Source organism: Georgenia soli (assembly GCF_002563695.1).
Taxonomy (GTDB): domain Bacteria; phylum Actinomycetota; class Actinomycetes; order Actinomycetales; family Actinomycetaceae; genus Georgenia; species Georgenia soli.
In genome coordinates this window covers 2,228,576-2,245,975 of sequence record NZ_PDJI01000004.1, presented here as the reverse complement: position 1 = coordinate 2,245,975, position 17,400 = coordinate 2,228,576, and the positions used below count along the sequence as shown (strand labels likewise).

At 70.5% G+C, this 17,400-nt stretch carries 17 protein-coding genes and 1 pseudogene; 8 read left to right on the top strand and 10 right to left on the bottom strand.

Annotated features, from left to right (window positions below; translation table 11 throughout):
• Positions 1-176: 176 nt before the first annotated feature.
• Both ATJ97_RS11465 and ATJ97_RS11460 read left to right on the top strand, forming a co-directional pair.
• The gene (locus ATJ97_RS11465; protein WP_098485412.1) at positions 177-977 is read left to right on the top strand and encodes a 2-keto-4-pentenoate hydratase; all 801 of its coding nucleotides are present in this window, start codon (positions 177-179) and stop codon (positions 975-977) included.
• Complete coding sequence (locus ATJ97_RS11460) at positions 962-1,813, top strand: HpcH/HpaI aldolase family protein (RefSeq protein WP_098483853.1); 852 nt, start codon at positions 962-964, stop codon at positions 1,811-1,813. Before ATJ97_RS11465 ends, ATJ97_RS11460 begins: the two co-directional genes overlap by 16 nt.
• A gap of 310 nt (positions 1,814-2,123) precedes the next feature.
• Here the strand turns inward: ATJ97_RS11460 and ATJ97_RS11455 are convergent, their stop codons facing one another.
• Complete coding sequence (locus tag ATJ97_RS11455) at positions 2,124-2,645, bottom strand: hypothetical protein (RefSeq protein WP_098483852.1); 522 nt, start codon at positions 2,643-2,645, stop codon at positions 2,124-2,126.
• A gap of 153 nt (positions 2,646-2,798) precedes the next feature.
• Here ATJ97_RS11455 and ATJ97_RS11450 point away from each other — a divergent pair, with 153 nt between their 5' ends.
• Together ATJ97_RS11450 and istB are read left to right on the top strand one after the other, a co-directional pair.
• Positions 2,799-3,068, top strand: coding sequence for a Mu transposase domain-containing protein (locus tag ATJ97_RS11450; protein WP_098483851.1), 270 nt, complete (start codon positions 2,799-2,801; stop codon positions 3,066-3,068).
• Positions 3,065-3,859, top strand: a pseudogene (istB, locus tag ATJ97_RS20765) (IS21-like element helper ATPase IstB). The gene ATJ97_RS11450 and the pseudogene istB overlap by 4 nt, the downstream one beginning before the upstream one ends.
• A gap of 71 nt (positions 3,860-3,930) precedes the next feature.
• Here istB and dnaB read toward each other — a convergent pair.
• On the bottom strand, positions 3,931-5,292 hold the full coding sequence (gene dnaB / locus ATJ97_RS11440; RefSeq protein ID WP_098483850.1) for a replicative DNA helicase: 1,362 nt from the start codon (positions 5,290-5,292) through the stop codon (positions 3,931-3,933).
• 295 nt (positions 5,293-5,587) lie between these two features.
• On the opposite strand from dnaB, the gene ATJ97_RS11435 reads away from it, so the two are divergent.
• Positions 5,588-6,970, top strand: a complete 1,383-nt coding sequence (locus ATJ97_RS11435) for an MATE family efflux transporter (RefSeq protein ID WP_098483849.1) — start codon at positions 5,588-5,590, stop codon at positions 6,968-6,970.
• Positions 6,971-6,997: 27 nt separating this feature from the next.
• Here the strand turns inward: ATJ97_RS11435 and ATJ97_RS11430 are convergent, their stop codons facing one another.
• Positions 6,998-7,339, bottom strand: a complete 342-nt coding sequence (locus tag ATJ97_RS11430) for a VOC family protein (RefSeq protein ID WP_098483848.1) — start codon at positions 7,337-7,339, stop codon at positions 6,998-7,000.
• A gap of 14 nt (positions 7,340-7,353) precedes the next feature.
• Positions 7,354-8,433, bottom strand: coding sequence for an IS110 family RNA-guided transposase (locus ATJ97_RS11425; RefSeq protein WP_245862411.1), 1,080 nt, complete (start codon positions 8,431-8,433; stop codon positions 7,354-7,356).
• 351 nt (positions 8,434-8,784) lie between these two features.
• Between ATJ97_RS11425 and ATJ97_RS11420 the strand changes: the two genes are divergently transcribed.
• On the top strand, positions 8,785-9,288 hold the full coding sequence (locus tag ATJ97_RS11420) for a VOC family protein (protein WP_098483846.1): 504 nt from the start codon (positions 8,785-8,787) through the stop codon (positions 9,286-9,288).
• Positions 9,289-9,436: 148 nt separating this feature from the next.
• Here the strand turns inward: ATJ97_RS11420 and rplI are convergent, their stop codons facing one another.
• From rplI to ATJ97_RS11395, 5 genes are all read right to left on the bottom strand, one after another.
• Entirely contained in the window at positions 9,437-9,889 is a 453-nt protein-coding gene (gene rplI / locus ATJ97_RS11415; protein ID WP_098483845.1) for a 50S ribosomal protein L9, read from the bottom strand.
• Between the two features lie 17 nt (positions 9,890-9,906).
• Positions 9,907-10,143, bottom strand: a complete 237-nt coding sequence (gene rpsR, locus ATJ97_RS11410) for a 30S ribosomal protein S18 (RefSeq protein ID WP_043503716.1) — start codon at positions 10,141-10,143, stop codon at positions 9,907-9,909.
• Positions 10,144-10,203: 60 nt separating this feature from the next.
• Positions 10,204-10,779 carry a single-stranded DNA-binding protein gene (locus tag ATJ97_RS11405; RefSeq protein ID WP_098483844.1) on the bottom strand — a complete coding sequence of 192 codons (576 nt, stop codon included), beginning with the start codon at positions 10,777-10,779 and terminating at the stop codon, positions 10,204-10,206.
• Between the two features lie 42 nt (positions 10,780-10,821).
• Complete coding sequence (gene rpsF / locus ATJ97_RS11400; protein WP_043503720.1) at positions 10,822-11,109, bottom strand: 30S ribosomal protein S6; 288 nt, start codon at positions 11,107-11,109, stop codon at positions 10,822-10,824.
• Positions 11,110-11,439: 330 nt separating this feature from the next.
• Positions 11,440-13,614 (bottom strand): transglycosylase domain-containing protein, encoded by a 2,175-nt coding sequence (locus ATJ97_RS11395; protein ID WP_245862407.1) that lies wholly within the window; start codon positions 13,612-13,614, stop codon positions 11,440-11,442.
• Between the two features lie 487 nt (positions 13,615-14,101).
• Between ATJ97_RS11395 and ATJ97_RS11390 the strand changes: the two genes are divergently transcribed.
• Together ATJ97_RS11390 and ATJ97_RS11385 are read left to right on the top strand one after the other, a co-directional pair.
• Positions 14,102-14,920, top strand: coding sequence for a PadR family transcriptional regulator (locus ATJ97_RS11390; protein WP_098483842.1), 819 nt, complete (start codon positions 14,102-14,104; stop codon positions 14,918-14,920).
• The gene (locus tag ATJ97_RS11385; RefSeq protein ID WP_098483841.1) at positions 14,917-15,996 is read left to right on the top strand and encodes an inositol-3-phosphate synthase; all 1,080 of its coding nucleotides are present in this window, start codon (positions 14,917-14,919) and stop codon (positions 15,994-15,996) included. Before ATJ97_RS11390 ends, ATJ97_RS11385 begins: the two co-directional genes overlap by 4 nt.
• Positions 15,997-16,365: 369 nt before the next feature.
• Here ATJ97_RS11385 and ATJ97_RS11380 read toward each other — a convergent pair whose 3' ends face one another.
• The gene (locus tag ATJ97_RS11380; RefSeq protein WP_098483840.1) at positions 16,366-17,304 is read right to left on the bottom strand and encodes a hypothetical protein; all 939 of its coding nucleotides are present in this window, start codon (positions 17,302-17,304) and stop codon (positions 16,366-16,368) included.
• Positions 17,305-17,400: the final 96 nt, after the last annotated feature.

The following is a 17,400-nucleotide window of genomic DNA, read 5'->3' as shown; positions in this document are numbered from 1 at the left end:
GACAAATTCATCCGGCCGGTCGCGCACTCGTCCGTTTGCGCATTCAGCGCTACATCTGCTGCCCCCGCAGCATCCCCACGCTCGAGGTCATCTCCTTTGCGTGCGTGGCCGAAGATCCCAAGCTGCTGACTCAAGGTTCAGTACCACAAGACAAGAGGAAGGACTCGTACGTGACCATGCCCATCACCCGAACCCTGGAGCCCATCGTCGTCGCGGGGATCGCGGACGAGCTCGCCGCCGCCGAGCGGGACCGCACGATGGTGCCGCTGCTGACGAAGCGGTACGACGGCATGACGGTCGAGGACTCGTACGCCGTGCAGAACGAGTGGCGGCGTCGGGCCATCGACGCCGGCCGGCGGCCGGTGGGCCGCAAGATCGGTCTGACGTCGAAGGTCATGCAGGCGGCGACCGGCATCGACGAGCCCGACTACGGCGCCATCTTCGCGGACATGATCTTCGACAACGGCTCCGTCATCGAGCACGACCGGTTCTCGAACGTGCGCATCGAGGTCGAGCTGGCCTTCAAGCTGGCCGAGCCGGTCGACGGCCCGGACGCCACCGTGTTCGACGTGCTCCGGGCGACCGAGTACGTGGTGCCGGCGCTGGAGATCCTGTCCTCGCGCATCGAGCTCGAGGGCCGCACGATCGTCGACACCATCAGCGACAACGCCGCGATGGGCGCGATGGTCTACGGCGGCAACCCGGTCCGGCCCGGCGAGCTGGACCTGCGGTGGGTCTCGGCCCTGCTGTACCGCAACGAGACCATCGAGGAGTCGGGCGTCGCGGGCGCCGTGCTCAACCACCCCGCGATGGGGGTGGCGTGGCTGGCGAACAAGCTCGCCCAGCACGGCGACCGCCTCGAGGCCGGGGAGCTCGTCCTCGCCGGCTCGTTCACCCGCCCCATGTGGGTGCACCCGGGCGACACCGTGCTCGCCGACTTCCGAGAGCTGGGGACGATCTCGTGCCGCTTCGTCTGACGCCCACCTTCCGTCACGCCCTGACGGGCCAGCAGGCGAAGGGCCACGCGGCCCGGCCGCTGGCGGGGATCTGGGTCTGCAGCGGCAGCCCGCTGGTGGCCGAGATCGTCGCCGGCTCGGGGATCGACTGGGTGCTGATCGACATGGAGCACTCCCCCAACGGCCTGGAGTCGGTGCTCGCCCAGCTGCAGGCCGTCGCCGCCTACCCCGTCACCCCGCTCGTGCGGGTGCCGATCGGGGACGTGGTGACGATCAAGCAGGTCCTCGACCTCGGCGCGCAGAACCTGCTCGTGCCCATGGTCTCCTCCGGCGCGGAGGCCCGCGCCGTCGTCGAGGCGGTCCGCTACCCCCCGCGGGGGCGCCGCGGCGTCGGCTCGGCGCTGGCGCGGTCCGCGCGGTGGAACCGGGTCGAGGGGTACCTCGCGGACGCCGACGAGCACGTCTCGCTGTTCGTCCAGATCGAGACCGCCGAGGGCGTCGAGGCGGCCGCGGACATCGCGGCCGTCGACGGCGTCGACGGGGTCTTCGTCGGGCCGTCCGACCTGGCGGCGTCCATGGGACTGATCGGCCGGCAGAGCCATCCCGACGTCGTCGCCGCGGTGCACCGCGCGTTCGAGGCGGTCCGGGCGGCAGGCAAGCCGGTCGGGGTCAACGCCTTCGACCACGCCGTGGCCCGCTCGTACATCGACGCCGGAGCCTCCTTCGTGCTCGTGGGCGCGGACGTGGCGCTCCTCGCCCGCGGCTCCGAGGCCCTCGCCGCGGCGTTCGTCACCACCTCCGGCACCAATGCGTCTGGCGAAGCTGCACCGAACGGCGGCGGACGCGAAAACTACTGACGCATTAAGGGCCGCGGTTGAGGAGATTCGCCCTGGATCTGCTCCGCTTCTTCAACCACACCTCCATTGGTCGGGTTTGTGGTCCGCGCTGCATGCAGGTTACGGCGGCTGCCGTCTCGCGCAACGAACTGGCTGAGCGGGGCCGACGTAACGTCGACGACCTAGAACCCGGTCTGCTTACTCTCGAGAGATCACCCGGCCATGAAGTCTCTTCCATGCAGTCTTGCAGATGCCAAGACGCGTCATGCAGTTGTGTGCATCGTCGGCACGCTGAATAGCGGGTGGTCGTGGTCCAAATACTCGGCGAGGATCACGGCGACGGCTCGAGCACTCGTTCTCTACCGGGATTGGTCGCCTTAGCAGAAACCCAATCTGCAGTTGCAGCTTCGGTGCGTGCACTTCCCCTGCTGCCGACCCAGTGGACCGGCTGTGTTGCGTCAGGGAGAAGCAGGTACACGGGGCGAGACGCCTGGGTGAATTCAATGTCGTTCGCCAGCAGTTTGCCACGGAGATCAGCGACGTCGCCCTCCTCGTCGACCGCCTCCCAAACGCCGTGATCAAGCGCCGCCTTGTCGCGCTTGACGCGCCACGCTCCCACCATCACCCGGAAGATCTTCTTTCCGACCACCGCAATCAGGATGTCAGGGATGTTGTCCTGGGCCACCGCGAGCATCTTGTCGCTCACGGGCCAGTACTTGAGGCATCTCTCGGAGATTGCCTTGTTCGTGGCCGTGGGGCTGAGCGCGACCCCGCCATCCGCAATGTCGTCATCGCTGATCAGTACGACGAGCGCGGCATACCAGCCGGCGTTGCCCTTGAGGTGCGAATCCAATTGGGACCGAATGTCCTCCCAACCCAGTCGGTCGATCGTGCTGTCGAGTCAGGCATGCCCGGGAGGAACCTCTGGGGCAGTCGTTCTCCTCTTCGGAACGCTTGTGCCCGCTCCCGGCCCTCTCCAAGTGTCCTTTCGATCATCTCGGCGTTCGTGGTACGAGAACTGTGGCGCGACGAGGTCGCCCTGGACCTCGAGCGGGTCGTGGTCAGCTGTAAGGGGCAGGTCGTCGCCGACCACGCCCGCTCCTGGGCAAGGGGTCTCACGGTGACCGACCCGGGTCATGTCGCCACCGCCAAGGTGCTGCGCCAGCGCTTCCTGGCGCCGCGACCGGTCCGTGAGGTCGAGGCCGATCTGGCCCGGGACCTGTCGGTCTACGACACTGCGTTCGGTGTCACCGGCCTGGACGGGCAGGTGGTCTGACGACCGCCCCCGTCAGCCAAGCCGCCAAGGAGCTGGACTACTACACCCGGGCGCTGAAGGCGCCGCGGATCCGGGAGGCCACCGCGAAGCTGGCCGAGCAGGCCCGCGCCGAGGGCTGGACCCACGAGGACTACCTCGCCGCCGTCCTGGCCCGCGAGGTCGCCGCCCAAGCGGCCTCCGGGCCAGCATCCGTACCCGCGCCGCGGGGTTCCCGGCGCGGAAGACCCTCGCCGACTTCAACTTCGACCACCAGCCCGCCGCCGACCGCGGCCAGATCCACCGCCTCGTCGCCGGCGCCTACCTCGCCGAGGCCGGCAACATCGTCCTGCTCGGCCCGCCCGGCACCGGCAAGACCCACCTCGCCACCGGCCCTGGGCATCACCGCCGCCGAGCACGGCACCCGGGTCCTGTTCGACACCGCCACCGGATGGGTCACCCGCCTCTCCGCCGCCCACGCCCTCGGCAAACTCCCCGCCGAGCTACGCCGCCCACGCCGCTACGGCCTGCTCGTCATCGACGAGGTCGGCTACCTGCCCTTCGAGGCCGAGGCCGCGAACCTGTTCTTCCAGCTCGTCGCCTCGCGCTACGAGCACGCCTCGATCATCCTGACCTCCAACCTGCCCTTCTCCCGCTGGGGCGAGGTCTTCGGCGACCAGGCCGTCGCCGCCGCCATGATCGACCGCATCGTCCACCACGCCGAGGTCATCACCCTCAAGGGCACCAGCTACCGACTGAGGCACACCGAGATTGACGCACTGCCCTCCGCCGCCGCGGAGAACCAGGCACACTAACCACATAAACGACGTGGCTCACTTTTCGACCGTCGAAACCGGCTCACTTTTCGACCGTCGCTGACACCCTCCTAGCGCGCCATGTCCACGAACCGGGAGTAATGACCCTGGAACGCGACGACGATCGTGTCGGTCGGTCCGTTGCGGTGCTTGGCGACGATGATGTCCGCCTCGCCGGCGCGCGGGGACTCCTTCTCGTAGGCGTCCTCGCGGTGCAGCAGCATGACGACGTCGGCGTCCTGCTCCAGCGAACCCGACTCACGCAGGTCGCTCATCATCGGCTTCTTGTCCGTGCGCTGCTCCGGACCACGGTTCAGCTGCGCGACCGCGATGACCGGTACCTCGAGCTCCTTGGCCAGCAGCTTGAGCGCACGGGAGAACTCCGAGACCTCCTGCTGGCGGGACTCGACGCGCTTGCCGGAGCTCATGAGCTGGAGGTAGTCGACGACGACGAGGCGGAGGTTGTGCTTCTGCTTCAGCCGGCGGCACTTGGCCCGGATCTCCATGAGCGACATGTTGGGGCTGTCGTCGATGAACAGCGGCGCCTCGGACACCCGGCTCATGGCGGTGGCCATGCGGGTCCAGTCCTCCTCGCGCATGGTGCCCTTGCGCATGTTCTGCAGCGGCACCTGCGCCTCGGCGGAGAGCAGACGCATGGTGATCTCCGTGCGCCCCATCTCGAGGGAGAAGATGACCGAGGTCTGACCGTTCTTGATCGACGCCGACCGGCAGATGTCCAGGGCGATCGTGGACTTACCGATCGCCGGACGGGCCGCGATGATGATCATCTGCCCGCCGTGCAGGCCGTTGGTCAGCGCGTCGAGGTCGGCGAAGCCGGTCGGCACGCCGATCATGCCCTCGCCGCGGTCGGCGGCGGCCTCGATCTCCTCCATCGTCGGGTTGATCGTGTCGCGCAGGGGCACGAAGTCCTCGCTGGTGCGCCGCTCGCTGACGGCGTACACCTCGGCCTGCGCGCTGTTGACGAGGTCCTCGACGTCGCCACCCTCGGTGGCGTAGCCCAGCTGGACGATCCGGGTACCGGCCTCGACCAGGCGGCGCAGCACCGCCTGCTCGCGCACGATGCGGGCGTAGTAGCCGGCGTTCGCTGCGGTGGGCACGGAGGAGATCAGGGTGTGCAGGTACGGGGCGCCACCGATCCGCGCGATCTCGCCGCGCTTGGTCAGCTCGGCCGCCACCGTGACCGCGTCGGCGGGCTCACCGCGCCCGTAGAGGTCGAGGATCGCCTCGTAGATGAACTCGTGGGCCGGCCGGTAGAAGTCGTTGCCGCGCAGCTCCTCGACGACGTCGGCGATCGCGTCCTTCGACAGCAGCATGCCGCCCAGCACGCTCTGCTCGGCGGGGATGTCCTGGGGAGGGGTCCGGTCGAAACCCTCCCGGCCGTTGGTCGCCGTACGTTCGTCCGCGATCGTCACCCGATCTCCTCCCCGTCGTCCTGCTCCGCACAGGTCTACCGCCCAGCACCCACTCGAGAGCAGACGGGCGCCATCCTGCGCCCTCGCGAGACTAGGTGGCCGCGGCCGTCCACACCGAATCCCGCCTGTGCACGCAGCGGCCCTATCCTGTGGACGGTCTGTGGACCCCATCCCCATCGTTGTGCACAGCCTGGGGACAACTCTGTGGGTAACACGGTTGCGATTCGCCTGAACCGGCCAGTCTGCGTCCCCAGCTGTGTGCACACACTGTGGAGAGAAAGAGGGAACGAGATTGGTGGACGACACTCCCGGCGCCACGCCCGACCCTCAGGGAAAACCTGAGGGTCGCCGTCCGCACGGACGTGCGCTGGACCGGCAGATCCTGGCCCTGGCGATCCCGGCGCTCGGTGCGCTCGTCGCCGAGCCGCTGTTCGTGCTCATCGACTCCGCCATGGTCGGGCACCTCGGCACCGCCGAGCTGGCCGGCCTCTCGCTCTCGTCCACCCTGCTGATGACGGCTGTCGGCATCTTCGTCTTCCTCGCCTACGCCACGACTGCCGCGACGGCGAGACGAGTCGGGGCGGGGGACCGGGCCGGAGGCGTCAGCGCGGGCATCGACGGCATGTGGCTCGCGCTCGTCCTCGGAGCGGTGACGACCGCCGCACTCATGGCCACCGCGCCGCAGCTGGTCTCCGCGATGGGTGCCCCGGACGCGGTCGTCCCCCACGCCGTCGCCTATCTGCGCTGGTCCGCACCCGGCCTGCCCGGCATGCTGCTGGTGCTCGCGGCCACCGGGACGCTGCGCGGCCTCCTCGACACCCGCACGCCGTTCGTCGTCGCGGTGGCCGGGGCACTGTCGAACATCGCCCTGAACGCGCTCTTCATCTACGGCCTGGGAATGGGCGTCGCCGGCTCGGGCCTGGGGACGGCCGTCGCCCAGACCGGCATGGGGCTGACGCTGGTGCTCGTCGTCCTGCACCGCGCCCGCGGCATCGGCGTCGATCTGCGCCCCCGCGCGGCCGGGATCTGGTCCGCGGCGCGGGCGGGCAGCCCGCTCCTGGTCCGCACGCTCACGCTCCGCGGGGCGATCCTGGCGACCGTCGCCGTCGCGACGTCGCTCGGCGCCGTCAGCCTCGCCGGCCACCAGGTGGTCAACGCGATGTGGGGCCTCGCCGCGTTCGCGCTCGACGCCCTCGCCATCGCCGCCCAGGCGATGGTCGGCCAGGCGCTCGGCGCCGGCGACGTGTCGTACGTCCGGGCCCTCATGCGTCGCTGCCTGCAGTGGGGCACCGCCGCGGGAGCGGTCATCGGCGTCGTGTTCGCGGCGGCGGGCTGGTGGCTCGCCCCCCTCTTCACCGGGGACGACGACGTCCGCCTCGCCGCCGCCGTCGGACTCGCCGTGGCCGGCGCGTGCCTGCCGGTCGCGGGGTGGGTCTACGTCCTCGACGGCGTCCTCATCGGGGCCGGCGACGGCCGCTACCTGGCGTGGGCGGGCGTGCTCACCCTCGTCGTCTACCTGCCCCTCGCCTGGCTCGTCCAGCACTCGGCTCCCGACGGCGCAGCCGGGCTCGCGTGGCTGTGGCTCGCCTTCGGAGCGGGCTTCATGACGGCGCGGGCCGTGACCACGGGCCTGCGGGCGCGCGGGACGAGCTGGATGGTGCCCGGCGCAGACCGGTAGCACCGCCGGGCGGCGGCTCCGCCGTCGTCAGTGGGTCTGCACGATGCAGAACTCGTTGCCCTCGGGATCGGCCATGACGGTCCACCGGACGCCTTCCTCGTGGTCACCCAGGCGGGTCGCGCCGATGGAGAGCAGCCGCTCGACCTCGGCCTCCCGGTCCGTGGCCTCCAGGTCGAGGTGCACGCGGTTCTTGGCCGTCTTCCCCTCCGGCACGGCGAAGAAGAGGTACGTGAGGTCCTGGCCGCCGACGGCGGCGAACTCCGCCGTCGCGCCGTCGCGCACGGGCAGGTCGAGCGCATCGGCCCAGAAGCGGGCGAGGGAGGCGGCGTCCTCGGCGTCGAAGGTCACGGCATGCGGTGTCAGAGCCATGGGTTTCTCCTATGTCAAGCCGCTGCCGCGTAGGCGGGTGTGGTGGCGGTTGACTGGTTGGTGTTCGGGTTTTTCAGGGTGTTGTACACGACGCGTGCGAGCCGCCGCTTGAGGCAGCGCAGGGCCTCGGTCCTGGTGTCTCCGGCGGCGAGGCGCTTGTCGTAGTAGGCACGGCCCAGGCCGCCGAGCCTGATCTGGGTGATGGCGATGCGATGCAGGGCGGCGTTGAGCTGGCGGTTGCCCGACTTGTTCATCCTGACCCGGCCGCGGGTGTTCCCGGACCAGACCGGGATCGGGGCGACCCCGGCGTGCATCGCGTACTTCGCCTCGTGGGCGAACCGGCCGATCCCGGCCGTCTCGCCAACGATCTTCGCCGCGGTCAGCGCGGCGCAGCCGGGCAGCTCGAGCAGCTCGGGGGCCCGTTCCTTCACCAGCGCGGAGATCTCCTTCTCCAGGGCGTCGATCCGCCCGGTGAGCGCCTCGATGTCTTCGAGCAGCTCACGGGCCAGGCGCGCGTCGATCCCGCCCAGGTCGGCGAGCTGGTCACGCAGGCGGGCCCGGCTCCTGGCGATGTTCAGCGACTTCGCAGCCGGGTCGATCGTGGGATCGATCCGGTGCAGGTGCCACCGGAACCGGTTGACGATGCTGGTGCGCTGGCGCACCAGGTCCTCGCGGTGGTCGGTCAGCAGCTTGATCTCCCGGGACGCCTCGTCGTGGGTGGCCACCGGCAGGTCCGGCTCGCGCAGCGCGGCCCGAGCCACCGCCAGGGCGTCGATCGGGTCGGACTTGCCCCGCGTGCGAGCCGTGCGGCGCTGCTCGGCCATCATCTTCGGCGGCACCCGCACCACCTGCTGGCCAGCGTCGAGCAGGTCGATCTCCAGGCGGGCCGAGAGGTGACGGCAGTCCTCGATCGCCCACACCAGCTCGGCGCCGAAGCGGTCCTGGGCCCAGCGCACCGCCTTGTCGTGCCCGACGGTCACGGCCTTGACCGTGATCTCGGCGAGCTTGCGGCCGGCCTGATCGACCGCGACGAACGTGTGGGAGCGCTTGTGCACGTCGGCGCCAACAACAACCATGGTGGTTGCCTCCTTCACCTGATCAGTGACGGGACGGTTGGACCGGCCGGCGGACACATCTCAGTGGGGGCGACGCCACGCTCCTATCAAGTCACGCCGGCCGGTCCGTCACACCCGGTGCCGGCAAAACCCATGCACGCCAGACCCGAAGGTCGGCAGACACCGTAAGAGCCAGACACCAGGTGCTCAGGATCCAACCACCGCAACAGCGGCAGCACTCACCCTGACACTGAGGGACACCGTACGGGTGCGGCGAGGAGGGCGTTGCGTCCCGGCCGCCGTCAGGACGCTCCACCGTGTTCCGCCCCTGCGGCAGGCGACCCTCCTACGCTGGAGCAGGGAGCAAGGGCGCACACGCAGGAGGCCGACATGCAGCGGATCCAGCCGAACCTCTGGTTCGACACCGAGGCCGAGGAGGCGGCGCGCTTCTACGTCGACGTCTTCGGCGGGGACAGCCGGATCGGCACGATCACCCGGTACGGACCGGACAGCCCCGGCCCCGAGGGCACCGTGATGACCGTCGACTTCAGGCTCCAGGGCCAGTGGTTCACCGGCATCAACGGCGGGCCGCAGTTCCCGTTCACCGAGGCGGTCTCCTTCGTGGTCAACTGCGACGGCCAGGAGGAGATCGACCACTTCTGGGACCGGCTCGTCGAGGGCGGTGAGCCCGGCCCGTGCGGGTGGCTGAAGGACCGCTACGGCCTCTCCTGGCAGGTGGTCCCGACCGAGTGGTACGAGATGTACCAGGATCCCGACCAGGAGAAGGTCCGCCGCGTCACCCAGGCCATGCTCGCGACCCGCGGGAAGTTCGACCTCGCGGCGCTGCGGGCCGCGATCGAGGGCTCGGGTGAGCCCGCGACGCGGGGGACGTGACGGCGCAGTCCGGGCGGCGGAGCGGCCCACGGGCGAGCCTCGTTCGCTGCAGCCTGCGCCAACGGCTCCGGCCCGGTCCCACGACGGGGACCGGGCCGGAGCCGGTGCAGGATCCCGGCGACTCACGCCGTCGGGAAGCCTGCCGGTGTCACTTGGCGGGGACGACCTTGACGTCGACCGTGGCCTGGACGTCCTCGTGCAGACGCACGTGGACCTTGTGGTCGCCGATCGCCTTGATCGGGGACGGGACCTCGATCTTGCGGCGGTCGAGCTGCGGACCACCGGCGGCCTTGACGGCCTCGGCGATGTCCGAGGTGGTCACGGCGCCGAAGAGGCGGCCGTTCTCACCGGAGCGGACGGCGACGGTGACCGGGTTGGCCTGCAGGCGGTCACGGACGTCCCGGGCCTCCTCGATCGTGTGGATCGCGCGGGCCTTGCGGGCGGCCTGGATCTGGTCGACCTGCTTCTGGCCGCCCTTGGTCCAACGGGTGGCCAGGCCACGCGGGACGAGGTAGTTGCGGGCGTACCCGTCCTTGACCTCGACCACGTCACCGGCGGTGCCGAGACCAGAGACCTCGTGGGTCAGGATCAGCTTTGCCATGATGTGCCTCCCTTGCCTCAGCGAGCCGAGCTCGAGTACGGCAGCAGGGCCATCTCGCGGGCGTTCTTGACGGCCTTGGCGATCAGTCGCTGCTCCTGGACGGACACACCGGTCACGCGACGGGCGCGGATCTTGCCGCGGTCGGAGATGAACTTCCGAAGCAGCGCGGTGTCCTTGTAGTCGACGTTCTCGATCTTGGCCGACTTGAGCGGGTTGGCCTTCTTCTTGGGCTTGCGAAGAACGGGCTTCGCCATAGTTGATGCTCCTCGATGTATCGCGGGCGGGGCGCCGTGCGCCGCTCCCGAAGGTCTGACTTAGAAGGGGGGCTCGTCGTTGAACGCGCTCGAGCCGCCCGTGGCCCAGGGGTCGTCGGCCTGGCCGCCGCCGGGGGCGTTGTAGCCGCCACCCTGCTGCTGACCGCCGCCGAACCCGCCGCCCTGCTGGACGCCGGCCCCGGCGTAGCCGCCCTGGCCACCTCCGTAGCCGCCCTGACCGCCGGAGCCGCCACCGAAGCCGCCGCCACCGCGCTGGGAGCGGGTGACCTTGGCCGTGGCGTAGCGCATGGAAGGACCGACCTCGTCGACCTGCATCTCCACGACCGTGCGCTTCTCGCCCTCACGGGTCTCGAAGGAGCGCTGCACGAGCCGCCCCTGCACGATCACGCGGGTGCCCTTGGTCAGCGACTCGGCGACGTTCTCCGCGGCCTCGCGCCAGACCGAGCAGCGCATGAACAGGGTCTCCCCGTCCTTCCACTCGTTGGCCTGACGGTCGAAGGTGCGCGGCGTGGACGCCACGGTGAAGCTGGCCACGGCCGCCCCCGACGGGGTGAAACGCAGCTCGGGGTCCGCCGTCAGGTTCCCGACGACGGTGATGACGGTCTCGCCTGCCATGCGTGTGCTCCCTGGGTCAGTTGGGGCTCACCGAGCGAGTGCTCAGTGGGCGTCCGGGCGGATGAGCTTGGTGCGCAGGACGGCCTCGTTCAGGCCGAGCTGGCGGTCGAGCTCCTGGGCGACGTCCGGCGTCGTGGTCATGTTGACCACGGCGTAGATGCCCTCGGAACGCTTCTTGATGTCGTAGGCAAGACGGCGCTTGCCCCAGATGTCGACGTTGTCGACGGTGCCACCGGTCTTGACGACCGCGAGCAGCTTGTCGAGCGACGGGGCGACCGTACGCTCGTCGACCTCCGGGTCGAGGATGATCATCAGTTCGTACTGGCGCATGCTTGGTACCCACCTCCTCTGGACTAGGCGGTCACGGTCTCTCCGTGACAGGAGGGTTCTGCGTGCGATGGTCCCGTGAGCCAGCACGGGTGCGCCGACGCCAGGGACCAACGGACAACATTACCGTAGCGGCGCCGTCGCCAGGACCGCGAACCTCGTCACACCTTCTGTGGATCGCCGCCACCCTGTGGACGACGGCGGATACGACAACGGTGAGGGTCCGGTGCCTCGGGGGGCATCAGATCCTCACCGTTGTGCCGTGAGCGGGCGTGGGCCCGTTGGCGCGGCCGGGTCCGGTCAGGCCTCAGCCGGCCGCGGCCGCCGGGCCGGTCAGCTGGCGGTGCCGACCCAGTCCTCCCACCAGCGGGCCGCAGCGCCGTTGGTGCCGGTACCGCCACCACCGCTGCCGGGCGGCTGGCCGGGCGCGCCACCGGCCGGCGGCTCGGGCAGGATCTGCCCGTCCCCGTCCGTGGGGCTGGGCTCCGGCGCCGGCGTCGTGGGCGTCGGGCTGGGCGTGGGGGTCGGCGTGGGCGTCGGGGTCGGCGACGGGGTCGGCGACGGCGTCTCGGTGGGCGCCTCCGTCGTCGGCTCCTCGGTGGTGGGCTCCGGCGCCGGTGTCGTCGGCTCCGGCGCGGGCGCCGGGACGTAGGTGCGCTTCGGGGCGGAGCGCTCCGGGAAGTCCTGGATCTCCATGCCCTCGGTCGCCACCATCATGTAGTCCGTCCACACCTGGGTGGGGAAGGTCCCGCCCGCGATGGTGTTGATGCCGCCGAAGCCGGAGAGCACCTCCTCGGTGCCGTCCTCACCGGTCTGGAACATCGCGACGGTGGTGGACAGCTGCGGGACGAACCCGGAGAACCACGCCGAGCGGTAGGCGTTGGACGAGCCCGTCTTGCCGGCCGCGGGGCGGCCGATGGCGCTGGCCTTCTCGGCGGTGCCGCGCTCGACCACCTGGCTCATGGCGTAGGTGGCGTCCGCCATCACCTGCTGGTCGAAGACGCGCTTGCCCTCGGTGTTGCCGGTGAAGACGGTGTTGCCGTCGGAGCCCTTCACCTCGGCGACGATGTGCGTCTCGTGCCGCTCGCCCTGGGCGGCGAAGGTTGCGTACGCCGTCGCCAGGTCAATGGGGTGCGGCGAGGCGGGGCCGAGCACGTTCGACGGCGTCGCGACGAGCCCGGGGGTGTCCTCGGGCAGACCCGCCCGGGTGGCGACGTCGACCGTCTTCTCCGGCCCGGCCTCGACGTTCATCTGCGCGTAGACCGTGTTGACGGAGTGCGCGGTCGCCTCGACGACGTCGATCCGGCCGCGGTTGATGCTGTCGTAGTTGGAGACGGGGAAGTCGTAGCCCTCGATCTCCATGTCGTCATAGCTCTGGTACCTGTCGTCCAGGGTGACGCCGTTCTCGAGCGCCGCGATCAGCGTGAACGGCTTGAAGGTCGAGCCACCCTGGGCGACCGACTGGGTCGCGTCGTTCTGCGCCTGGGAGATGTAGTCCGGCCCGCCGTACAGCGCGACGATGCCGCCGGTGGCCGGGTCGATCGACACGAGCGCGACGTGGTTGTTCTTCGGCCGGTCGTCAGGCAGGTTGTCCACCGCCTGCACCGCGGCCTCCTGGTTGCGCTGGTCGATCGTGGTGACGATGTCCAGACCGCGGGTGTCGATCTCCTCCTCGGAGATGCCCGCCTTGGCGACGAGCTCGTTGCGCACCATCTTCAGCAGGTAGCCGTTGGGGCCGCCGTAGATGTTGTCCCGGGCGGCCTCGATCGTCTGGGGGTACTGGGCGGCGGCCCGGTCCTCCGCGGTGATCCAGCCGTCCTGGACCATGAGGTCCATGACGCGGTTCCAGCGCTGCTCCGCCCGCTCGGGGTCGACGGCGGGGTCCCAGTTGGACGGCGACGGGATGATCCCGGCGATGAGGGCGGCCTCGGAGACCGACAGGTCGGCGGCGGGCTTGTCGAAGTAGGCCTGGGCGGCCTTCTCGATGCCGTAGGCGCCGCGGCCGAAGTAGATGGTGTTGAGGTAGTTCTCGAGGATCTCGGCCTTGGTCTGCGACTGGTCGATCTTCAGCGCGAGGATGGTCTCCTTGAACTTGCCCAGGTAGTTCGTCGTGGTGCCCATGTAGTAGCGCTCGACGTACTGCTGGGTCAGCGTGGAGCCACCCTGGGTGGGCAGGCCGCGGACGTTGTTCCACAGGGCGCGGACGAGGCCCTTCGGGTCGACGCCGTTGTTCTCGTAGAACCGCCGGTCCTCGGAGGCGATGACGGCGGCCGGGACGTGCTCGGGCAGCGTGTCGAGGGCGACGATCTGACGGTCCACCTCGGAGAACTGGCCCATCGGCGTCTCGCCGTCGGCGTAGTAGACGGTCGTCGACTCGGCGAGGGCGAAGTCGTCGGGCTCGGGGACGTCGGTGGTCGCGTAGGCGAAGGCGAAGATGCCGGCGCCGATCGCGACGACGGTCAGGAACGCGCCCAGCACCACGCGCCAGCTGGGGAGCCAGCGCTGCACCGGCCCCTTGCCTGCGCGGGGGTAGTTGAGGAAGCGCTTCTTCGTCCGCGCCGCCGGGCGGCCACCGGACGCCGACGCGCGCCGGGGCGCCGACGGTCGTCGGCCCGAGCTGCTTGATGGTCTGCGTGCCACGCGGGTCAGCCTTTCACCGTGCCGCACGTCCGTCCTGCCAGGAGTGCGGTCCCGTGCACCCCGTCGGTCCGGGCGCGCTGGCGGGCACGCCGAACCACCCCGGGGCAGATCAGTCCCCCAGTATGCGGCAGCCGACGGCGCAGCGTCTGTACCGGTCACCACACTGGGAGCCGCGTCACAGGCGTTTCGCCTGCGTGTCACCCTTCCAGGACCGTCACCGTAGATATATCGGTGCGATATATTGCGGCGCTAGTGCAGCGAGCAGTGTGGGCCTCCGGCCGCGGCGTTGCAGACAGGACCGGACCGGCGCGCCAGCGGTGACGCGGCAGCACGGCCCGCAGAAGGACGGAAAACGGTGAGCGCGAGAACACGGGTGCTGGAGCTGGCCATCCTCGGCCGGCTCCGTGAGGCGCCCATGCACGGCTACGAGCTGCGCAAGCACCTCAACGCCGCCCTCGGCGCGTTCCGCACGCTGTCCTACGGCTCGCTCTACCCGGCGCTGCGCTCGCTCACCGAGCGCGGCCTCATCACCGCGGCCGAGCCCGCCTCCGCACCGCTCGGCGGCCGTCGCGCCCGCATCGTCTACGAGCTCACCGACGCCGGGCGCGACCATCTCGAGGAGGCCCTCGCGACGGCGGAGCCGGCCTCCTGGGACGACGACTCCTTCGACGTCCGCTTCACCCTCTTCGGCAGCACCGACGCCACCACGCGCCTGCGGATCCTTGAGGGGCGGCGGGCGCGCATGGTCGAACGGCAGGAGCGGCTGCGCCAGTCCCTCGGGCGGACGTCGCGCCGCATGGACTCCTACACGGCGGAGCTCGCGCGGCACGGTCTCGAGCAGGTCGAGCGCGAGGTGCAGTGGCTCGAGCGCGTCATCGACACCGAGCGCGGGACCCGCGGCGCGCTCGACTACCGGGCGCTGCCGGCGGACGGACCCGAGCCCGCCGGCATCGCACCCGGCGGCCGCGGGCCCGTCGGGATCCCGCCGCACGCGGACGACCGCGAGTCGGTCGGCACCCCGCCGCCCGGCACCCACATCCCCGGCCGGAACGGCACCCCCGCCGTCGCCGACCGGAACGGCGGCTCCGCCGTCGTCCATGAGACCAGAGGCGGGGGCGCCGACGGCGCGACCGCCTTCCCCGATGTCCCACAACCAACCAAGGAGCAAGCATGAGTGCTATCCGCGTCGCGATCGTCGGCGTCGGGAACTGCGCGTCCTCGCTCGTCCAGGGCGTGCACTTCTACGCCGACGCGGACCCCGAGAGCACCGTTCCCGGACTGATGCACGTCAAGTTCGGCGACTACCACGTGCGCGACCTCGAGTTCGTGGCCGCGTTCGACGTCGACGGCAAGAAGGTCGGGACCGACCTGGCCGAGGCCATCAACGCGTCCGAGAACAACACCATCAAGATCTGCGACGTCCCGCCGCTCGGCGTGCCGGTCCAGCGTGGGCACACCCTCGACGGGCTCGGCCGGTACTACCGCGAGACCATCGAGGAGTCCGCCGCGGAGCCGGTCGACGTCGTCGCCGCCCTGCGTGAGGCGCGCGTCGACGTGATGGTCTGCTACCTCCCGGTCGGCTCGGAGGAGGCCGCGAAGTTCTACGCCCAGTGCGCGATCGACGCGGGCGTGGCCTTCGTCAACGCGCTCCCGGTGTTCATCGCGGGCACCAAGGAGTGGGCTGACAAGTTCACCGAGGCCGGCGTGCCGATCATCGGCGACGACATCAAGTCCCAGGTGGGCGCCACGATCACGCACCGCGTGCTCGCCAAGCTCTTCGAGGACCGCGGCGTGGTGCTGGACCGGACGTACCAGCTCAACGTCGGCGGCAACATGGACTTCAAGAACATGCTCGAGCGCGACCGGCTGGAGTCGAAGAAGATCTCCAAGACGCAGGCCGTGACCTCGAACGTGCAGCACGAGCTCGGCGAGCGGAACGTGCACATCGGCCCGTCGGACTACGTGCAGTGGCTCGACGACCGCAAGTGGGCGTACGTGCGCCTCGAGGGCCGGGCGTTCGGCGAGGTGCCGCTGAACCTGGAGTACAAGCTCGAGGTCTGGGACTCCCCGAACTCGGCCGGCATCATCATCGACGCCGTCCGCGCCGCCAAGATCGCCCTCGACCGCGGCATCGGCGGCCCGCTGCTCTCCGCGGCCAGCTACTTCATGAAGTCCCCGCCGGAGCAGCGCCCGGACGACCTCGCGCGCGAGACCGTCGAGGCGTTCATCCGTGGTGACATGGAGCGCTGACCTCCGCAGCACGGACCGAATGCCGCGGGTTGGCACGGCGCTGACTACGGCTGGCGGCCGGCGGCTCAAGCACTGACCGGTCGCAGGGGCACCACTCGGCCGCTCTGCCCCACGGGCCCCGCCACCCTCACCGGGTGGCGGGGCCCGTTTCGTCGCTCGCCGTCGGCCCCAGCCGCTCAGTCACGGACTGCTACAACTTCGGTGCGAATAGCGCACCGTTTCTGCGCCATAGCGCCAACTCGCACGCGCGAAAGAACCGCGAGCAGCGCAAGTCCGGAGCCGCGCACCGCCCAGGAACTACGCCACGGGCCCCGCCCGGCACCGCCCACGAACCACGCCACGCAGCCCCTGCCCGGCACCGCCCAGGAACTACGCCACGCAGCCCCCACCGCAGCTCCGGACATTCCCCCGCCAGCCACCGAGCCGCAGCGCCGCCGCGACCTGCCCTGCGGTGCGGCACGGTGTGGCGACGACGTGCGCCCAGCGGTACCGCAGCGTCCGGTCACCCCGCTCGATGAGGACGGCGTTGTCGCGCCAGGTGTCCCTGGCGGTGCGCCCACCGGGGTGCGCGAGCATGCCGTCGAGCTCGACCCGCAGCCCGTACCCGGCGTACACGACGTCCGCCCTGATCCATCGTCCACCGACGACGTCCCGGACCTGGAGGGCGCTGCCCGGCAGGGCGTGGGCACGTTCGACGTCACGACGGTACCGCCGCTCGAGGGGCGACTCGATGCCGCTGCGGGCCTCTGCCAGGAGTTCGTCGAGAAGGGCGCGCCCCGGGAGGCGCAGACGGCCGGCGGCGGCGCGCGCGACGTGGTCCAGATTGATGCGGGCACGTGCGGCGTCGCACAGGAGCGCGATGGCGTCGTCAGGGTCGGAGGTCCGCGCCCACAGGTCGACAACCGTCTCCGGTGGATGGGTCGCACGAAGGACGCCGTAGCTGTCGGGCATGTATCTGCGCACGTGGATCCGTAGTCCCCGCTGGGGCGCAGCTCTCCGGGGCCACGGCAGGCTCACCTCGATGACACGCGGCGGCTTCCGCACGACCTCCCAGTGGTAGGCGGCCGACGAGTGGCTGAGCGCGGCACCCTCCCCGCAGTAGAGCAGGGCGGCACGCGCCCGCGTGCGCCACGGGACCGGCCCGGAGTGGACGACGGCGACACCCGGATGGATGGCGCGCCAGGCACCACGCCGTACCTGGGACGCCAGGTACCCGGGCGGCAGACCGAGCTGGACGAGCTGCTTGCGCGAGACGACGTCGTCCTGCCCACCCGCGAGCCGGGCGATCTCGAGCGTTCGTGGAGGCATGACAGTAAGGCTGGCCCGCGGACGGCGACGGCCGTTGAACACTGTCCCCTGCTGTGGACAACTGTGTGGACAACGCCACATCGGCCCATGGCACCC